This window comes from Streptomyces misionensis, from assembly GCF_007896895.1.
In the GTDB taxonomy this organism is placed as follows: domain Bacteria; phylum Actinomycetota; class Actinomycetes; order Streptomycetales; family Streptomycetaceae; genus Streptomyces; species Streptomyces misionensis_A.
The window spans coordinates 29960-46757 of the sequence record NZ_VOGW01000102.1 but is presented as its reverse complement, the minus strand read 5'-3'; the positions used below and the strand labels follow the sequence as shown (position 1 = coordinate 46757).

Genomic DNA, 16798 nt, shown 5'->3' with positions numbered 1-16798 from the left:
CGAACGCCGGTACGCCCCCGCTCCCCTGGCCCGTTAGCATGCGCGGCCATGAACGACGACGTGCGCAACATCGTCCTCGGGCTGGTGGCGACCGGCATCTCGGCATCGCTGGGCTGGCTCGCCCGCACCTGTCTGTGGCGCCGCAAACTGCGGCGCAAGCAAGCCTTCTTCGGGCTGCCGGAGAACGCGGAGGCGCTGCTCGTCGTGAACCGTGACCCGGCCGCCGCCGAACCCGCGGTCCACCGCTACGACGTGTTCGCGCTGCTGGAGCTGTCGGCGCTCATCAAGGAGTGCGGGGCGCACGCCGACCTGGTCACCCAGGACGCGGTCCGCCAGGGCTTCGGCGAGCGCGCCGAATTTTGCGTCGGCGGCCCGGCCTCCAACCGCCGTACGGCCGCCCACATGGCGGCGATGCTGCCGGGGCTGCGGATCACCACCGATCCCGAACCGGTCGCCGAGCGGGGCACGTTCCACATCGGCGGCGAGCGCTACCGCAGGGAGCGGGGCGTGGCGGAGTACGTGCTGCTCGCCCGGGTCACCGCCGAGGAGCGGGCCCGCCCGGTGTTCCTGTTCTGCGGCCAGAGCGCGATCACCAACCAGGCTGCGACGCGCTATCTCGCCCGCCATCACGAGCGGTTGGCCCGCCGTTACGGCGACGGCACCTTCGTGCTGCTGCTGAAGGTCCTCAACTCCGAGGCGTACGGCCCGGACGTGGTGGAGCCGGTCGCGGATGTGACCCGGGCGGCCCGGACGCCGCCGGAACCGGCGGCGGCCGCTGCGGAGTGACGCCCTGTCGGGGTGAGCGCGCGTCGGGGTGACTGCCTGTCGGGTGGGGTGGCCGTTGGGCGGGGCGCCGTCTGCCCGCCCGTACGGCGAGCGCAACTCGTCCGGCGCGCAGCTGACCTTCTCCTCGCCCGCGCGAGCAGTGATCTCCGGCTGCCGCCGGACGAGCCTGGCCCGTGTGAACTGCCGCCCCTCTCACGGTGCGGGGACCATGGGGTCCCCGCCCGGCGGCAGTGCCTCCGTCCCGGTGCGGTGCGGCGGGATTGCCTCACCACGGGGCGGAACGCACCATCGTAGTCGAGGCCTCGGGGACCGGTGGTCCCGGCATGGGAGAACGGCCCTCGGGCCGTCCCCGGGGCCGCGTGGCGGATGGTCAGGGAATCCCGGGTAACGGACGGGAATCCACGGGGCGCCGGGTGAACCGGCCGGTGCGCGTCGCCTCGTACGCCTTCTTCCAGTCGCCGTTCGTCGGTTCGATCAACGGATCGACGGCCATACGCAGCCCTACTCCACTCTCCGCTGTGTGGTGGTGGTCGCCGCAAACTATCCAGACGGCCGGGGAGCCGAGGGACGACACGCACCTTTCCGGCATTAGCCGTATTTAAGCCCGTGTTGGGCGGCGGGTTCAGATCTCGGCGATCTCGCCGTAGAGCTGGGAGAGTTCGGGCACTCCGCTCATGGCCCACTGCCGCCCGGCGTCCACCACCTCCACCTCGCGGCCGGAGGCGAGGCACAGGACGGGCTCGCCGTCGGCGCGGATCCGCCAGGCGGCGCCGGGCACGGTGCGGACCAGCACCGTACCCAGGTACAGCCCGGCGTCATTGCCCAGCCAGGGCAGCGTCTCCGCGTCGTCGCGCCAGCGCGGGACCATCTGGTCCAGGGCCTCCAGGGAGGCCGGGGTGTCGTCCAGGCGCACTCCGGCCCGGGCCGCCTGGGCGCGCAGCAGCTCGCACTCGGACAGCAGCGCGGCGACCGACTCGGGGTCGGCCGGGAGCGCCGCGGTGGCGTGCTTCTTGTGCCGGGGGCCCAGGAACGGAAGGTTCATGGACCCAGCGTGGCATCAGACGTCGAGGTCGACCACCACGGGCGCGTGATCGGAGGCGCCCTTGCCCTTGCGCTCCTCGCGGTCCACGTAGGCGTCCTTGACGGCCTTGGCGAAGGGCGCGTTGCCGTACACCAGGTCGATGCGCATGCCGCGGTTCTTGGGGAAGCAGAGCTGGCGGTAGTCCCAGTAGGTGAAGGGCTGGTCGTACTTGAGCGGGCGCGGGACGACGTCGCTCAGGCCGGCCTCGCGCAGGGAGGCGAGGGCGGCGCGCTCGGCCGGGGTGACGTGGGTGGCGCCCTCGAAGGCGGCGGTGTCGTACACGTCGTCGTCGGTCGGTGCCACGTTGTAGTCGCCGAGGACCGCGAAGGGACGGCTGCCCTGCGCGTCGCCGAGCACGGCCGCGCGCAGGGCCTCGAACCACTGGAGCTTGTACGCGTAGTGCGGGTGGCCGACCTCGCGGCCGTTGGGCACGTACACCGACCAGACGCGGACCGGGCCGCAGGTGGCGGAGACGGCGCGGGGTTCGGTCACGCCGTCGTACCCGGGGTCGCCGGGCAGCCCCTTGACGACGTCCTCCAGACCCACGCGGGAGAGCACCGCCACGCCGTTCCACCGGCCGGTGGCGTGCACGGCGGCCTCGTAGCCCAGCTCGCGCAGCGGCTCGACGGGGAACTGCTCCTCGGCGACCTTGGCCTCCTGGAGGCAGAGCACGTCGGTGCCGCTGCTCTCCAGCCAGGCCAGCAGGCGCGGGAGGCGGGCGGTGATCGAGTTCACGTTCCAGGTGGCGATGCGCATGTCTCACAACCTACCTGGCGGGTACGACAACCGGTCCCGCTCACACCTCGGCGGACGCCCCGGGGCGCAGCCGCTGGTGGTCGGCGCCGCCCAGGGCGCCGATCTGGTGGTCGTAGATCGGCCGGGCCAGATCGGTGAGGAGGGCGTCGTGGATGTCGTAGGCGCGCCGCGGGCGCACCTCGCGGACGTAGTCGATCACCTCGGAGATCTTGCTCCAGGGCGCCATGACCGGCAGCATCAGCGTCTCCACCGCCTGGTCCGGCACGGTGAGGGCGTCGCCCGGGTGGAAGACCTTGCCGCCGTCGATCAGATAGCCGACGTTGGTGATGCGCGGGATGTCCGGGTGGATCACGGCGTGCAGCTCGCCGTGCACCTGCACGTCGAAGCCGGCGGCGCGGAAGGCGTCACCGTGCCCGACGGTGTGCACCCGCCCCGGGAACGCCGCCGCGATCCGCTCCGCGACCGACTTCAGCGTGTAGATCTCCGCCGCCGGGTTGTTCTCCATCGCGGCCCGCAGCCGGAACTCGTCGAAGTGATCGGCGTGCTCGTGGGTGACGAGGATGACGTCCGCCCCGAGCGCCGCGTCCTCCTCGCTGAACCCTCCCGGGTCGATGACGAGCGTCTGCCCGCCCTTCTCGATCCGCACACAGGCGTGGGACTTCTTGGTGAGCTTCATGGCACCCCATCCTGCCGGACGGGGTGCGAGGACGCGTGAGGTGGAGGCGGTGCCCGGGGCGCCGGGCGCGCTCACTCGGTGGGGGTCGTCTCCTCCTGGATGACCCGCTGGGCGACCCGGAACGCCCCTGCGGCGGCGGGCAGGCCGCAGTACAGGGAGGTCTGGAGGAGGACCTCGCGGATCTCGTCGGGCGTGAGGCCGTTGCGGAGGGCGGCGCGGGTGTGGGCGGCCAGGTCCTCCAGATGGCCGCCGGCGGCCAGCGCGGTGAGCGCGATGCAGCTGCGGGTACGGCGGTCCAGGCCCGGCCGGTCCCAGATCTCGCCCCAGGCGTAGCGGGTGACGAACTCCTGGAAGTCCCCGGAGAACCGGTCGGCCCCGGCCAGCTCCTGGTCCACGTGCGCGTCCCCCAGCACCTCCCGCCGGATCTTCAGCCCGGTCTCGTACCGGTCGGGCCGGCCCTCGGACGGCGCCGCGGCGGCGGCCGGGGCGATCTCGGCGACCGGCACGGGCGCCTGCGGCGGCACGGCCGGCACCGGCATCGCGGCCGACGCCCCCGGCAGCGCGATCTGGCCGGTGTCGAAGGGCTGCTGCCAGGCCGTGGCGAAGTGGTGGACCAGCAGGTCCGTGACGGCGGCCGGCTGCTCGACGGGGACCAGATGGGAGGCGCCGGGCACGACCGCGAGCCGGGCGTCCGGGATGCCCGCGACCAGCGTGCGGGCCTCGGCCGGGCCGGTGACCTGGTCCTCCGAGCCGACCAGCACCAACGTCGGCACACCCACCCGGCCCAGCTCGGCCCGGACGTCGAACGAGGCGAGGATCTCGCAGGCGGCGATGTAGCAGCCGGGGTCCGTGGTGCGCACCATCTGCACGGCCCACTCGGTGATCGCAGGCTGCGCCGCGGCGAACCCGCCGGTGAACCAGCGCTCGGGTGAGGTCCGCGCGATCGGGTCGAGCCCGTTGGTGCGGACGATCACCCCGCGCTGGCGGAACTCGTCGGCCGTGCCGAACCGGGGCGAGGCCGCGACCAGCGCGAGCGAGGCCACCCGCTCGGGGTGGCGCAGGGCCAGCTCGATGCCGATGGCGCCGCCCAGCGCGCAGCCCGCGTATCCGAACCGCTGCACACCGAGCCCGTCCAGGGTCGCCAGCAGCCGCGCGGCCAGCTCGCCCGCCGAACCGGCCGGATGGGCGGGCGCTCCGCCGTGCCCGGGCAGGTCGAACCGGAAGACCCGCCACTGCTTGGCCAGTTCCGGAACCTGGCGGTCCCACATGTGCCATGTGGTACCCAGTGAGGGACCGAGGATCAGGACGGGCGCCTCTTCCGGCCCGTCAAAGCGGTATTGCAGGGTGTTCGACGGTGTCTCACTCACGCCGTAGACCCTCTCACGTCTCACGGACGCCCCTATAACGCGGGGGCGCGGGAAACCGGTCCGACCAGGGTGAAGACCTCGCGGGCGGCACACCGCTCGAGACATCGGATGATCTCGCGTCGGCCTTGCCTTCCGGGGTGCGGCGTTCTGCACGGCCGGGGCACGACGTCCGCTCATTGTCCTCTCCGGCGGGCGAGGTACCAGCGTCGGCCAGTGGCAAAGGCGCGCCGTGTCGTGCGGACGGCGGCGATCTGGGTGGCAAGGTGGAGTTGATGATGCCAGGGGTTCTGGCCCCCGTGGCGTACCGACATGGCGTGCGCGAAGGCCACAGCATCGCGGTCGATGTACGGGTCCAGGTGCTCGAACCACGCCATGCTGGTACGCGCGGCCGCCTGCACCGGATGGAGTTCCGCGCGGCGATGGCGGTCGTACTGACGCAGCGCGTCCTCCACATCGAGGTATTCCTTCAGACTGTGTGCGAGGACGATCGCGTCGATGATTGCCAGTCTGGTGCCCGAACCCAGCGTGAAGTGGGTGGTATGGGCAGCGTCGCCGACGAGTGCCGTCGTGCCGTGGTACCAGGTCTTGTTCGTCACCTGCGCGAAGCGCTGCCAGTGCGGCGGTGCCTGCCGCGACCGGCTGATCAGGCGGTGGCCGTCGAGTGCGCGTTTGAAGGTGTCCTCCAGCAGTCGCGTTCCCTGGTCGTGGGCCAGCTCGTCGAGCCCCAGACCATGCCAGGTCTGCGGTGAGCATTCGACGATGCAGGTGCTGATTCCCGCGACCGACGGATAGGCGTGAAACCAGATCCATCCGGCCGACGTCCGCTCGAAGTCGAACACGAAACTGCGGAACGCCTGGTCCGTGCCGAGCCAGATGTAGGGATTGAGACCGAACTCGATGCGCGTTCCGAACGCTGCGCTCTGTCCACGGACTCGGCTGTTCGCACCGTCGGCGGCAACGAGAAGGTCCGCCTCGGGAAGCGTCGAGGCATCCGCGACACGGTGGCCGTACCGGAGGTCGACGCCGAGTTGTGCGGCACGCCGGGCCAAGACGTCGAGCAATGCTGATCGGCTGATGCTGTATCCGTAACCCCCGAAGTACGCCGTCTGCTCGCCGCCGGAGCCGTGCACCCGCACCTCCTGGTCCTGCCACAGCACGGACCTGGCGGTGACTTCCCGGGCGCTTTCCGGATCGTTGCGGTAGAGGACATCCAACAGGTCGTCCCCGTACACGACGCCCCACCCGTAGGTGGCCGCGGGCGGGTCGCGGTCGTACACGGTGACCTCGTGCCCGGCATCGCGCAACTTGGCCGAGATCGCGAAGTACAGTCCGGCAGGCCCCGCACCGACACACACGATCTTCACCGCCGCGCACCGCCCGTCCACCGGTCGATTGGAAGGCCTGCCGCCTTGGAGCGGTCCGGATGCCCGAGTTGGCCCGGGCATCCGGATACAGCACTCACACAACTGCCGCACGTTGATCGCGAACTCACTGCGCAGGAGCGTCAGTAGCCATGCCCGCCACCACCGTGATCGCCACCGCCACCGTGGTCACCACCGAACCCGTAACCACCACCGAACCCGTAGCCACCACCGAACCCGTGGTCACCACCGAACCCGTGATCGAAGCCCCAGCCGTCGCCGGAATGGCCGTTGTCTCCCCAGCCCCAGCCCCAGCCGTCGCCGAAGAAGCAGCGATCTCCCCAGCCGTCGCCGAAGTAGCAGCGATCTCCGCGGCTGTTGCCGTCATAGGAGGGGGCCGAAGCGACATGGGAGGACGAGGGGAAAGCGGCCGCGCTTGCAGCGCCGGCTCCGGCCGCGAGGGCAAGGATGGGAGCCGTGCACACCACAGCGGCTATGCGCCGCATCTTGCTCGTAGTTGCGCGCATTCTATGTACCCCCCTCCGGGGGTGGGAACAGGAACCTCGGGCGCTCACGGGGAACGCCTGCACGCGCCAGATCCTGCGCGCGGGTCCGGCGTGCGGTGATCCATCCGCCGGAGGCACTGGACGACGTCACAGCATTTTCCAGGCAGGCTTGCGGATCTTACTATTGAGTACAAGTGAGGCTTTACGGTACGAAACGCCCCGTTTCGTCAACAGTGACTCGCTTTATGGACAAAGTCAACGGGGGTCAGTGGCGAACAGAGGGAGGCATGCGGTGGACGTTCCGAGGTCGCAGGACGGCCGTCCGAACAGGATGACTCCTCAGTGTGCCGAGCCCGACCGCAGCACGCATGACTCGCGGCGGCGCCGCCCGGAGTCTCACAAAGCGGTGCTCAAGGCGACGAAAGACCTCCTCGGCGAGGTCGGATACCAGCGGCTCGCCTTCGAAGGCATCGCCCGGCGGGCCGGTGTCAGCAAGGCCACCATCTACCGGTGGTGGCCGAACAAGGCCGCACTCGTGATCGAAGCCCTCAGTGGGGAAGTTCCCCTGCCTGCCATCGACGAGACCGGTGATCTGGAAGCCGACCTACGCGCCGCCGTCCGTCTCACCATCGACCTCGTCTCCGCCATGCCCACGTGCCTGATCCTTCCGGCGCTTCTCGCCGACGTGATCGAGGACCCCACCGGCACCGGTGCCTTCGCCGAGCTCATCGAACCACGCCGCGCTTCGGTCGTGAACCTGCTGGAGCGGGCCCGCCTCGCAGGCCGGTTGCCGCCGGACACCGATACGTCACTGATGGTCGACATCTACTCCGGAACGGTCGTGTACCTGGCTGCGGTGAATCGCATCGCGCCGGACGAGGCGGTGGTCGAGCAACTCGTCAGCCTCCTCTTGCACGGCCGTCTCCCGGTCCCCCCGAAGCTCGTCCCCGCGGACCGCGACGGATCGCCCAGCGAGCGAGTCGGCCCCGCGTAGAAGTCGCCGCCCGCGGGGACGATCCCTGCCGACGGTGCCGTAAGCCGCGCGATCGAGGGCAGCGGGCTCGCCGACTCGTGGTCACCCACGGCACCGAGACCATGGTGCTCGTGCTCCTCGACATCCGCGGCCGGGCCCCCATCGGCGCGATCGTCTCCCCCGGGCTGTCCCCGGAAGAGGCAGCCCACGTCCACGACCACTTGACTGGCGTACGGACGCTGCAGGATCTGAGGAACTCGCCGCTGTTGATCAGCCCCGATCATTCGGGCCTGTTGCCGTCGTCGTCGTGCGCCGGCCGCGTCCAGTTCGGCTACCCGGCCGTACGACTGCCTCGCGCACCGGTTCGGGAACGCAGGCAACCATCCGGACAGGCGGCCGGGCTGTCCCCTGGATGTGGTGCGGTCAGTTGGTGGACGGGACGGGAGCTGAGGAGAGTGGCGAGTTGGTGTCGAATGCCGGAGCTGGCCGGCCGCGGCGCGACCTTGCAGCTGCCCTCGACTGCCGTGTCAGCCGTCCCCCTGCTCGATATCCAGATGGAGGGGGCCCCGAAGAACGGGGCTGGGCCGGTACGGGGGCGGATCGGCGACCAGTCTGGGTCGGTCGAGGCGGTGAACCAGCTCGGTCAGCGCGATCTGGGTTTCCCGCCGGGCCAGCGGGCCTCCGAAGCACAGGTGGATGCCGCTGCCGAACCCCAGGTGCTGGTTGTCACGTCGGTCCGGATCGAAGCGGTCCGGATCGTGGAAGCGCTTCGGATCGCGGCTGCCTGAGGCCAGCATGAGCATGATCCGCGAGCCCTGGGGGATGACGGTGTCGGCGACGGTGATATCGCTGTACGCCGCCCGCCAGGGAATGATGTGCACGGGCGGCTCGTAGCGCAGGAGTTCCTCGACCAGCGGCACGACGAGGCCCGGTTCGTGGCGCAGTCGCTGTAGCACCCGCGGATGACGCAGCAGCGTCAGAACGCCGTTGGTGATGAGGTTGACGACGGTCTCATGGCCGGCGATGAGGAGCAGTCTGGCGGTGGCGACGATATCGGCGTCGGCCATCCGGCCGCCGGGCCCGTCTTCGTTGGCCAGTCGTGACAGCAGGCCGTCTCCTGGCCGGCCGTGGCACTGTTCCACCAGCTCGCCGAGGCGCTGGCGCAAGTCCTTGCGGGCCCGCACGCCCTTGTCGCGCTTCTCCTTCGGGTCGGTCTCGGGGTTGTAGTCGATCGAGTTCATGATGTCGTTCACCCAGAGGTGGAACCTCGGCTCGTCCTCGCGTGGCACACCGAGCAAGTGACAGGTCACGGTTACGGGCAACGGGAAGGCGAAGTCGTCGACGACGTCGATCCGCTTCCTGCCCGCAAAATCGCCGATCAGGCCGCCGACGGTGGCGGTCAGGAAGCCTTCGAGTCCGGTCACCAGTCCAGGGGTGTGCGGGGGACCGAAGTGACGCATCGCCATACGCCGCAGGCGATCGTGCTCGGGCGAGTCCATGTGGATGAACGCCGAGGCGGCCCCTTCCTCGGCCGGGGGCACCGGACACGACAGATTGCGCAGGTCGGAACTCAGATGCGGGTCATTCAGCATGTCCGTGATCTCGCGATAGGTGCTGACGACGTAGCTGTCGTCCTCCTGCCGAACCACCGGCGTCCTGCGCAACTCGGCATACAGCGGGTAGGGGTCGGCCCGGGCGGAGTAGTCGAAGATCCGTTCCAGCATGCCGGGTGCCCCGGTCGTGGTCGTCTGGTCTTCCTCCTGCTGATGCCGTTGCACGGCCGTGGCACGGCACTCACCCGGGTCATGGCCCGCGACGACCACCGTGGCACCCTGCGCGAGCAGGGCGGGGCCGGGGAAACCGACGGGCACCGGTCTCGTGTCGGCCGGCTGGTCCGGCGTGGGGCAGGGAGGCGGGAAAGGTGCGGCCGTCTCGATCAGCCGTCGGTAGTGGTCCAGCCACTTGCCGTTGTCGAAGCTCACTGCAGCCGTGACGCGGCCCCGACAGCCGTATGCGGTGACGAAACGGTGGTCGTCCAGCGATCCCTGGGTGACGACGACCTCGTCGGCGAAGGTCGGCACGCCGACGGACTTGATGTTGACGCCGAACTGGATCGACCAGAACAGCGGGATGGACCGGTAGGGCCGGCGGTCCGCCCGGGCGCTGACCATGTTGTGTGCCGCGACTTCTGCCTGCTGCACCGCGTTGGCCCAGTGCTCCTGTGCGATGAGCCGGGACTCGTAGAAGGGGTTCGGGCAACGTGCCACGTCTCCCGCGGCGAAGACGTCGTCGAGGGCGCGGCCATTGATGTCGAGGGCGCGGCAGCCCGTGTCACAGGTGATGCCCCGCAAGCCCGCCGCCAGTCCCGCCCCCCGCAGCCACTCGGTGTTACGGATGCTCCCGAGTGCCACCACTGCCACATCGGCGTCAACCGTGCTGCCGTCGTCGAAGTGAGCACGGCGAAACCGTCCCTGCGCGTCGCCCTCAAGCCGGGCGACCTTGACTCCGCACCGCAGGTCGACACCGTGAGCGCGCTGCATGTCCGCCGCAACCCCACCGATCACTGCGCCGAGCGCCCCGAGCAGCGGGGCCGCCCAAAGTTCGGCGACGGTCACCGGGATGTCCCGATCTCGGCAGACGGAGGCGATCTCGGAGCCCGTGAATCCCGCACCGATGACCAGAACCCGGGAAGGCCCGGCGGCGAGGGCCCGCTCCAGGCTCTCGGCATGCTCGCGCGTACGTACGACGAACACTCCGTCCAGGGCCGCCTCGGACTCGACGAACCACGGTCGGGCCCGTACCCCGGTAGAGATCAGCACCCGGTCGAAGGGAACCTCGCGTCCGTCGGTGAGCGTCACGTGGTTGGTCGCGAGGTCCAGCCCGCCGGCGGGCACGCCCAGCAGCCACTCCGCATCGATGCCACGTCGGCGGGGCAAAGTGGTTCCCCCCGCCGGCACCCACCCGGTCAGTACTTGCTTGGACAGGGGAGGCCGGTCGTACGGCTCGCCCAACTCGTCACCGATCATGGTCAACGATCCGGTGAAACCCTCGTCTCGCAGAGCCTCCGCGGCCCGCAGCCCCGCCAGCGAAGCTCCGACGACCACGATGCGGCCATCACGCTTGAACGCACGCAGGTTGTCGGCACTGGTCATGACGGCGGCGCCTCCGCCGGTGCGTGCGACGCCTCCAACTGGTCGACCAGGATTGCCTGGACCGGGCATGCCGCCGCGGCGCGTAGCACCTGGTCGCGCCAGACGTCATCGGGGTTCGGGTCGTATACGAGCGCTTCGTCACCGCGCATCCGGAACGCCTCCGGCGCCAGGAACGCGCACTGCGCATACCCCTCGCATCGGGAAAGATCAACGACAACTCTCACCCCGACCTCCCCAGAGAACGGGAGCTCCAGACCCGCCAAGCCGGCGCCACTCCGGGCGCGGATCCGGCCGTTGCCCAGCCCCACGAAAGTGTGCGGGGGGGGTGACCGCGCTCGTCGGGATCCCCATGAAAGGATCGATCATCGCGGCTCAGGCGATGGGCGCCTGACCACGGACGCATCCCTGGTCGGCTGCATTCTGTTCACGCAAGCCACGCTCTTCGGGCTTGCCGTTTCGACGGAATCCATGTGGCACGGTTGGCCGGAAAGCCGTCACAGAACGAGCGTAACAGCGGCACCGATACCTGCGAATCGGATGGCCCGGGAGACGAACGCCTGGTGTCCGACGTTGACATCGACGACGCTGGACAGCGGCCCTCGACCGGGCAGCGGTGAGACGCACGGCGGGCAATGCCTGCCTCGGCGTGCCTGTCGGCCTCGCGCGCACAGCAGCGTGATCAAATGGGGCATGGCATCGTCCTGGACCGGTAATCGGGTACGCCTGCGCGCTGTCGAGCCTGGCGACTGGACGGCGTTCGCGCGTTTCGCCGACGATGACGGGCCGCAAGGAGGCCGGCTGGACCTGCCGAAGTCTGCCGAGAGCTACCGTGCCTGGGCGAAGGAGCAAGCCGTCGCCGAGTGCGATGACGACCGCTTCCGGTTGGCGGTCGAAGCGACGGCCACGGGAGAGCTGGTCGGTGCAGTCGGCTCACACCGCACCGGCCCTCGCTCAGGCTGGTTCGAGTTCGATATCACCATCAGCGCCGGCCACCGGCGCAAGGGCTACGCGACGGAAGCCGCGGTGCTGCTGCTGCGCTTCATGTTCGCCGAGCGGCGCTATCACAAATGCCTGGCGGCGGTCTTGGCCCCCAACAAGGCATCGCTGGCCCTTTTTCGTGGGCTCGGTTTCACCGAGGAGGGGCGCTTGCGGGAACACGTTTTCTTCGCCGGCCGGCACCACGACCTCGTCATGATGGGCTTGCTCGTCAACGAGTTCGACCGGCGACACACGATGAGCGAACCATGAGCCGGTGATCCGCGCGTGTCTGGAACGGCGCTCGGACTTGATCGACGTTCGTGGTTCGCGGGTGGAGGCGGCCTGCCACCGAGAGGAGCAGTGCCCTCAGCCGCGCAAGGTGGCACGCAGGTGCAGGCCGGCGGTTGCGAGACCTTCGAAGGTGGTGAGGCGGTAGCCGGGTTCCGCGCCGGGCAGCTCGCTCAAGTGGTAGCGGCGGGCGGTCTGCGCGGTCATGAGCGTGAGCATGGCCATGGCCAAAGCGGCTCCCTCGCAACCGTGCGGCCCGGTACCGAAGCCGAGGAAGACCCCGGGTCTCGACGACGAGTCCGGATCGTCGAGCCAGCGTTCGGGCCGGAACCGGTCCGGTTCCGGGTGTTCCCGTGCGTCGCGGTGGGCGGTGTAGGGGCAGACGAGAACGGTGGATCCGGCGTCGATGGTGTAGTCGGCGAGCTGAGTCCGCCGCGGGGCGCGCCGGGTGAGCAGCCAGCTCGGGGGGTGCAGTCGGAGCACTTCGCGTACCAGCGCCTGGGTGTACTGCAGGTTGTCGAGGTGGGTGCTGGTCGTCGTGGCCGGGTCGGCGGGCAGCAGGGCGGCTTCGGCCGCAACGCGGTCCGCGGCCTGGGTGTACCGGGCCAGGTGGAGCAGGATCCATGCGGCTGCCCGGGTGGGTGTCTCGAAGGTGGCGACGGTGATTCCGGGGAGGGTGTCGAGGATGACTTCTTCCGACAGCGGGCCGTAGCGGGACGAGGGCCGGAGCATCTGTCCCAGCACGTCGTCACCGAGCCGGCCCGATGAGCGGCGCCGGCGGACGATGGACCGCAATGCGTTGGTGAAGGCGACTTGCCGCCGCGTGCGGAACCGCCGTGCCGGTGTGGGAACCCAGCGAGGCCACACCCAGTGCGTGGGGCGAACGAGCACCTCCCGGGCCACGAAGAGCTGCCAGGCGAAGGGCAGCAGGGCAGGAGCGTCTTCGGAGAAGAGGTAGCGCACGCCGATCTCTGCCAGGACGGGCCGGACCACGGGCAGAATCTCGACATCCCGGTCCGGGGGCCACTGCTCAGCAAATCGAGCGGTCCCGGGCGCGATCTCACCGATCCGGGCGGCAACCGCCTGCGGGCGCAGTCCGCGCATGCGTGCAGCGCGAGCGTGCACCCATTCCTCGGGCATCTGCGCTCCGCCGGCCCGCTTCAGCGGCGGGAAGAGGGGCGAGGAGAGCTTGCGGAAGTCCTGCGCGCGGCGCAGGACCGCTTCACACACCCTGGCCGTAGCGGCTACGTAGACACCCGACTCCAGTTGCCACACGTCCCCGCACTCGTCAGCGCCACGGCGCGCCACCGCCAGCCGGTCGCGGCTCCAGGCCGCGAAGCCGCCTCCGGGCAACCGCGGCGGCTCGTGCACTGCGCCCATGGGATCGCCCCTGACTTCTCGCACCCTGTCAGGTCGACAGCGTCGGCACGCGGCCAGAAGCCGGCGGGAGCCCAAGGGCGCCCGCCGGGCGTGTCGTCACACCCTGTCGTCGCCGGTGTGCGTGCCCCAGTCGTGGGCCCCGTACGCACCGTAGTTGCGGGTGAAGGACAACTTGGCGAGCAGCTTGGCGATCATGAGCCACTCCTCTCGCTTGCCTGCCGCATAATGTGCCGATACGTACCAGCTTTTCGCATATGGTGCATCGGTGCAAGGCTGGATCAGAGCCGGTCCCGACAGAGCGCTGCCCAGCTGAGCGATCAGCCGCCCTCGCCGTCGGGGGACAGAGAGCGCCCACGTTCACGAACCCATGGAGCAGCACGGCGCCCAGTGCGGAGACGGACACCAGGAACGCGCACACCCACACCGGCCGCCGGCGACCGAGCAGCAGGACCAACAGCGCGGCCGGCGACGCCGCGGCGGCTTCGAGGCGGAACAACGTTCCCTGGCGGATCTGCCGCCCGACCCAGGATGCCGGTGAGCGTCTGATCGCCCTCTGCCGGCAGGGCGAAGTTCGGCACCTTCGCCGGGTCCGTCAGGGCAACCCCCTATAAACGTCACAAGCTGCGTCGCCGCCGTTGCCCCCCCCTCAGAGGCAATGGATCATCCTGCGCCGTTCTCCGGGTACCGTCAGGGTATGAGTCATCCGCACCCCGAGCTGAAAGCCGCACCGCCCCTTCCCCGAGGAGGGCTGCGGGTCATCGCCCTGGGCGGCCTGGGTGAGATCGGCCGCAACATGACCGTCTTCGAGCACGCGGGCAAGCTGCTCATCGTCGACTGCGGCGTCCTGTTCCCCGAGGAGACCCAGCCCGGCGTGGACGTGATCCTGCCGGACTTCACCTCGATCCGGGACCGGCTGAACGACATCGTGGCCGTGGTACTCACCCACGGCCACGAGGACCACATCGGTGGCGTGCCGTACCTGCTGCGCGAGCGGTCCGACATTCCCGTCGTCGGCTCCAAGCTGACTCTGGCGTTCCTGGAGGCGAAGCTCAAGGAACACGGCATCCGGCCGCGCACGGTGCGGGTGCGGGAGGGCGACCGGCGTGGCTTCGGGCCCTTCGACTGCGAGTTCGTGGCGGTCAACCACTCCATCCCCGACAGCCTCGCGGTCGCGATCCGCACCCGGGCCGGGATGGTGTTGCACACCGGCGACTTCAAGATGGACCAGTTCCCGCTCGACGACCGCATCACCGACCTGCGCGCCTTCGCCCGCCTCGGCGAGGAAGGGGTGGACCTGTTCCTCACCGACTCCACCAACGCCGAGGTACCCGGCTTCACCACCTCCGAGCGAGAGCTGAACCCGGCGATCGAGCAGGTGATGCGCACCGCGCCGCGCCGCGTCATCGTCTCCAGCTTCGCCAGCCACGTGCACCGCATCCAGCAGGTCCTGGACGCCGCCCACCAACACGGCCGCAAGGTCGCCTTCGTCGGCCGGTCGATGGTCCGCAACATGGGCATCGCCCGTGACCTGGGCTATCTGAAGGTCCCCTCCGGTCTCGTCGTCAGCACGAAGGAGCTGGAGAAGCTCCCGGACCACAAGATCGCTCTGGTGTGCACCGGCTCCCAGGGCGAACCCATGGCCGCGTTGTCACGGATGGCCAACCGCGACCACCTGATCCGCATCGGCAAGGGCGACACCGTCCTGCTCGCCAGCTCCCTCATCCCCGGCAACGAGAACGCCATCTACCGGGTGATCAACGGACTCACCCGGTGGGGCGCCCACGTGGTCCACAAGGGCAACGCCAAGGTGCACGTCTCCGGGCACGCCAGCGCGGGCGAACTCGTCTACTGCTACAACATCGTCAAACCCCGCAACGTCATGCCCGTGCACGGCGAATGGCGCCACCTGCGGGCCAACGCCGACCTCGCCATCCGCACCGGTGTCGACCCCGACCGGGTCGTCATCGCCGAGGACGGGGTCGTCGTCGACCTGGTCGACGGACGCGCATCCATCACCGGCAAGGTCCCCGCCGGCAACGTCTACGTGGACGGCATGGAAGTCGGCGGCGCCACCGAAGCGTCCCTCAAGGACCGCCTCACCCTCGCCGCCGAAGGCGTGGTCACGGTGGTGGCGATCGTCGACGCGGACACCGGCGCCCTCGCCGAGGCCCCCGACTTCCTGGCCCGGGGCTTCGTCCACGACGACGCCACCTTCGAGCCGGTCGTCCCCGTCATCGAGAAGACCCTGGCCACCGCGGCCGAGGAGGGCGTCGGGGACGCGCGCCAGCTCGAACAACTCCTCGCCCGCGCCGTGGCGGACTGGGCGTTCCGCACCCATCGCCGCAAGCCCCTCATCATCCCCGTCATCATCGACGCCTGAGCCACAGCCGGCAGCGCTGTCCCGTTCCGTCCCGCGGGGCCGCCGGCGTCGAGGTCGGGCACGGGGGCCGGCAGCCGCCCCAGCGGGCGGCCGGGGGGCGGGCCGGTACGTGCGCGGCACCGGCCGGAGCACCATCGTGGTGCAGCCGACCGCGCGTGCCGTCCGACCCCGGCGTGGGACAGCGTTGCCGGCCAGCCGAGGGCGGCGCGGAGCCCGTCGAGGGCGTCCACGCCGGCGGTGACGTAGTCGCGCATCTCCACCACGGTTCGCACAGCGCGGGACACATGCTCGTCGTCGTTGAGTCCGGCAATGCCGCCGGCGATCTGTGCCTGGCCCATGTCCCAGATGGGCTTGATCAGCCACAGCGACCTCGTCGAGCACCACCGGAGAGTTCTCTGGTGCGGCTTCCAGGACCCGGCGGACGTCCGTCTCGGACAGGAGCCGGCCGCTGGGATGGTGCGGGTTGACCGACTGTTCGACGTCGGCGGGCGCGGGCGGGCCCACGCGGTTCAGCGGCCGGCGGCCAGGGTCCGCAGTCGGTCCAGCGTCTGGCGAATGATGTCCTGCAAGTCTTGATCGTCGGTGGCGGTGACCCATCGCGAGAAGGCGACGCGGAACACGGCGATGCTGGTTTCGGCGGCCAGGCTGGCCTCGATGTCGTCGATGCCTCGCTGTCGCAACCTGTCGGCCAGGGCGGCCGACAGGGAGGTGAGCTTGATCAACTCGCGTTCGCGGAGATCGGCGTTCGCCATGATCACGGTCTGTCGCTTCCGTGCGAGCTCACGGTCGCCGCCCACCATCCGGGCCACGGTGTCGAGTACGGCCGCGACGGCATCCAGCGCCGACGTCGTGGCCGGCACCCCCTCGAGAGCAGCCAGCGCCTCCTCCTCCAGGGCGGAGGAATCGCCGAAGAGGACCTCGCGCTTGTCGGCGAAGTACCGGAAGAACGTGCGGGCGGTGACGCCCGCCCGCTCGGCTATGTCCGCCACCATCGTCTGCTCGAAGCCACGCTCCAGATAGAGCGATAGTGCGGCCTCGCGCAGCCGGTCACCGGCCCCAGGCTTCCACCGTCCCATGCCGCGAGTGTAGGTGATGTCACCTCGTGCCACTCCGC

At 70.0% G+C, this 16798-nt stretch carries 15 protein-coding genes and 1 pseudogene; 4 read left to right on the top strand and 12 right to left on the bottom strand.

The features are described 5' to 3' along the window. The first annotated feature begins 48 nt into the window (after positions 1-48). Positions 49-786, top strand: a complete 738-nt coding sequence (locus FRZ03_RS17920; RefSeq protein WP_146466167.1) for a hypothetical protein — start codon at positions 49-51, stop codon at positions 784-786. 370 nt (positions 787-1156) lie between these two features. Here FRZ03_RS17920 and FRZ03_RS40370 read toward each other — a convergent pair whose 3' ends face one another. From FRZ03_RS40370 to FRZ03_RS17890, 7 genes are all read right to left on the bottom strand, one after another. Continuing rightward, complete coding sequence (locus FRZ03_RS40370; protein WP_261399225.1) at positions 1157-1279, bottom strand: hypothetical protein; 123 nt, start codon at positions 1277-1279, stop codon at positions 1157-1159. A gap of 129 nt (positions 1280-1408) precedes the next feature. After that, entirely contained in the window at positions 1409-1828 is a 420-nt protein-coding gene (locus tag FRZ03_RS17915) for a DUF6278 family protein (protein ID WP_146466166.1), read from the bottom strand. 15 nt (positions 1829-1843) lie between these two features. Further along, the gene (locus tag FRZ03_RS17910; protein ID WP_146466165.1) at positions 1844-2623 is read right to left on the bottom strand and encodes an exodeoxyribonuclease III; all 780 of its coding nucleotides are present in this window, start codon (positions 2621-2623) and stop codon (positions 1844-1846) included. Positions 2624-2663: 40 nt separating this feature from the next. Beyond that, positions 2664-3299 (bottom strand): MBL fold metallo-hydrolase, encoded by a 636-nt coding sequence (locus FRZ03_RS17905; RefSeq protein WP_146466164.1) that lies wholly within the window; start codon positions 3297-3299, stop codon positions 2664-2666. Positions 3300-3370: 71 nt separating this feature from the next. Continuing rightward, positions 3371-4666 carry a bifunctional 3-oxoadipate enol-lactonase/4-carboxymuconolactone decarboxylase PcaDC gene (pcaDC, locus tag FRZ03_RS17900; protein WP_146466163.1) on the bottom strand — a complete coding sequence of 432 codons (1296 nt, stop codon included), beginning with the start codon at positions 4664-4666 and terminating at the stop codon, positions 3371-3373. 173 nt (positions 4667-4839) lie between these two features. Then, the gene (locus tag FRZ03_RS17895; RefSeq protein ID WP_146466162.1) at positions 4840-6030 is read right to left on the bottom strand and encodes an FAD-dependent monooxygenase; all 1191 of its coding nucleotides are present in this window, start codon (positions 6028-6030) and stop codon (positions 4840-4842) included. A gap of 140 nt (positions 6031-6170) precedes the next feature. Continuing rightward, on the bottom strand, positions 6171-6554 hold the full coding sequence (locus tag FRZ03_RS17890) for a hypothetical protein (protein ID WP_186785478.1): 384 nt from the start codon (positions 6552-6554) through the stop codon (positions 6171-6173). 385 nt (positions 6555-6939) lie between these two features. Here FRZ03_RS17890 and FRZ03_RS39170 point away from each other — a divergent pair, with 385 nt between their 5' ends. Beyond that, the gene (locus tag FRZ03_RS39170) at positions 6940-7527 is read left to right on the top strand and encodes a TetR/AcrR family transcriptional regulator (RefSeq protein ID WP_186785477.1); all 588 of its coding nucleotides are present in this window, start codon (positions 6940-6942) and stop codon (positions 7525-7527) included. 506 nt (positions 7528-8033) lie between these two features. On the opposite strand, the gene FRZ03_RS41225 is transcribed toward FRZ03_RS39170, so the two are convergent. The 3 genes and pseudogenes from FRZ03_RS41225 to FRZ03_RS17870 all read right to left on the bottom strand — a co-directional run bounded on the left by FRZ03_RS41225 (position 8034) and on the right by FRZ03_RS17870 (position 10882). After that, complete coding sequence (locus FRZ03_RS41225; RefSeq protein ID WP_146466199.1) at positions 8034-9230, bottom strand: cytochrome P450; 1197 nt, start codon at positions 9228-9230, stop codon at positions 8034-8036. Between the two features lie 51 nt (positions 9231-9281). After that, positions 9282-10658 (bottom strand): annotated as a pseudogene (locus FRZ03_RS17875) (NAD(P)/FAD-dependent oxidoreductase); the annotation flags it as partial. Continuing rightward, on the bottom strand, positions 10655-10882 hold the full coding sequence (locus FRZ03_RS17870; RefSeq protein WP_146466159.1) for a ferredoxin: 228 nt from the start codon (positions 10880-10882) through the stop codon (positions 10655-10657). The pseudogene FRZ03_RS17875 and the gene FRZ03_RS17870, both read right to left, overlap by 4 nt. A 466-nt stretch (positions 10883-11348) precedes the next feature. On the opposite strand from FRZ03_RS17870, the gene FRZ03_RS17865 reads away from it, so the two are divergent. Further along, positions 11349-11906: a GNAT family N-acetyltransferase gene (locus FRZ03_RS17865; protein ID WP_146466158.1), complete on the top strand. Its 558-nt coding sequence runs from the start codon at positions 11349-11351 to the stop codon at positions 11904-11906. Positions 11907-12002: 96 nt separating this feature from the next. Here FRZ03_RS17865 and FRZ03_RS17860 read toward each other — a convergent pair whose 3' ends face one another. Continuing rightward, positions 12003-13295 (bottom strand): cytochrome P450, encoded by a 1293-nt coding sequence (locus FRZ03_RS17860; protein WP_261399223.1) that lies wholly within the window; start codon positions 13293-13295, stop codon positions 12003-12005. A 703-nt stretch (positions 13296-13998) separates the two neighbouring features. Between FRZ03_RS17860 and FRZ03_RS17845 the strand changes: the two genes are divergently transcribed. Further along, positions 13999-15684 (top strand): ribonuclease J, encoded by a 1686-nt coding sequence (locus FRZ03_RS17845; RefSeq protein WP_146466155.1) that lies wholly within the window; start codon positions 13999-14001, stop codon positions 15682-15684. A 509-nt stretch (positions 15685-16193) separates the two neighbouring features. On the opposite strand, the gene FRZ03_RS17840 is transcribed toward FRZ03_RS17845, so the two are convergent. Further along, entirely contained in the window at positions 16194-16760 is a 567-nt protein-coding gene (locus FRZ03_RS17840; protein ID WP_146466154.1) for a TetR family transcriptional regulator, read from the bottom strand. Between the last annotated feature and the right edge of the window lie 38 nt (positions 16761-16798).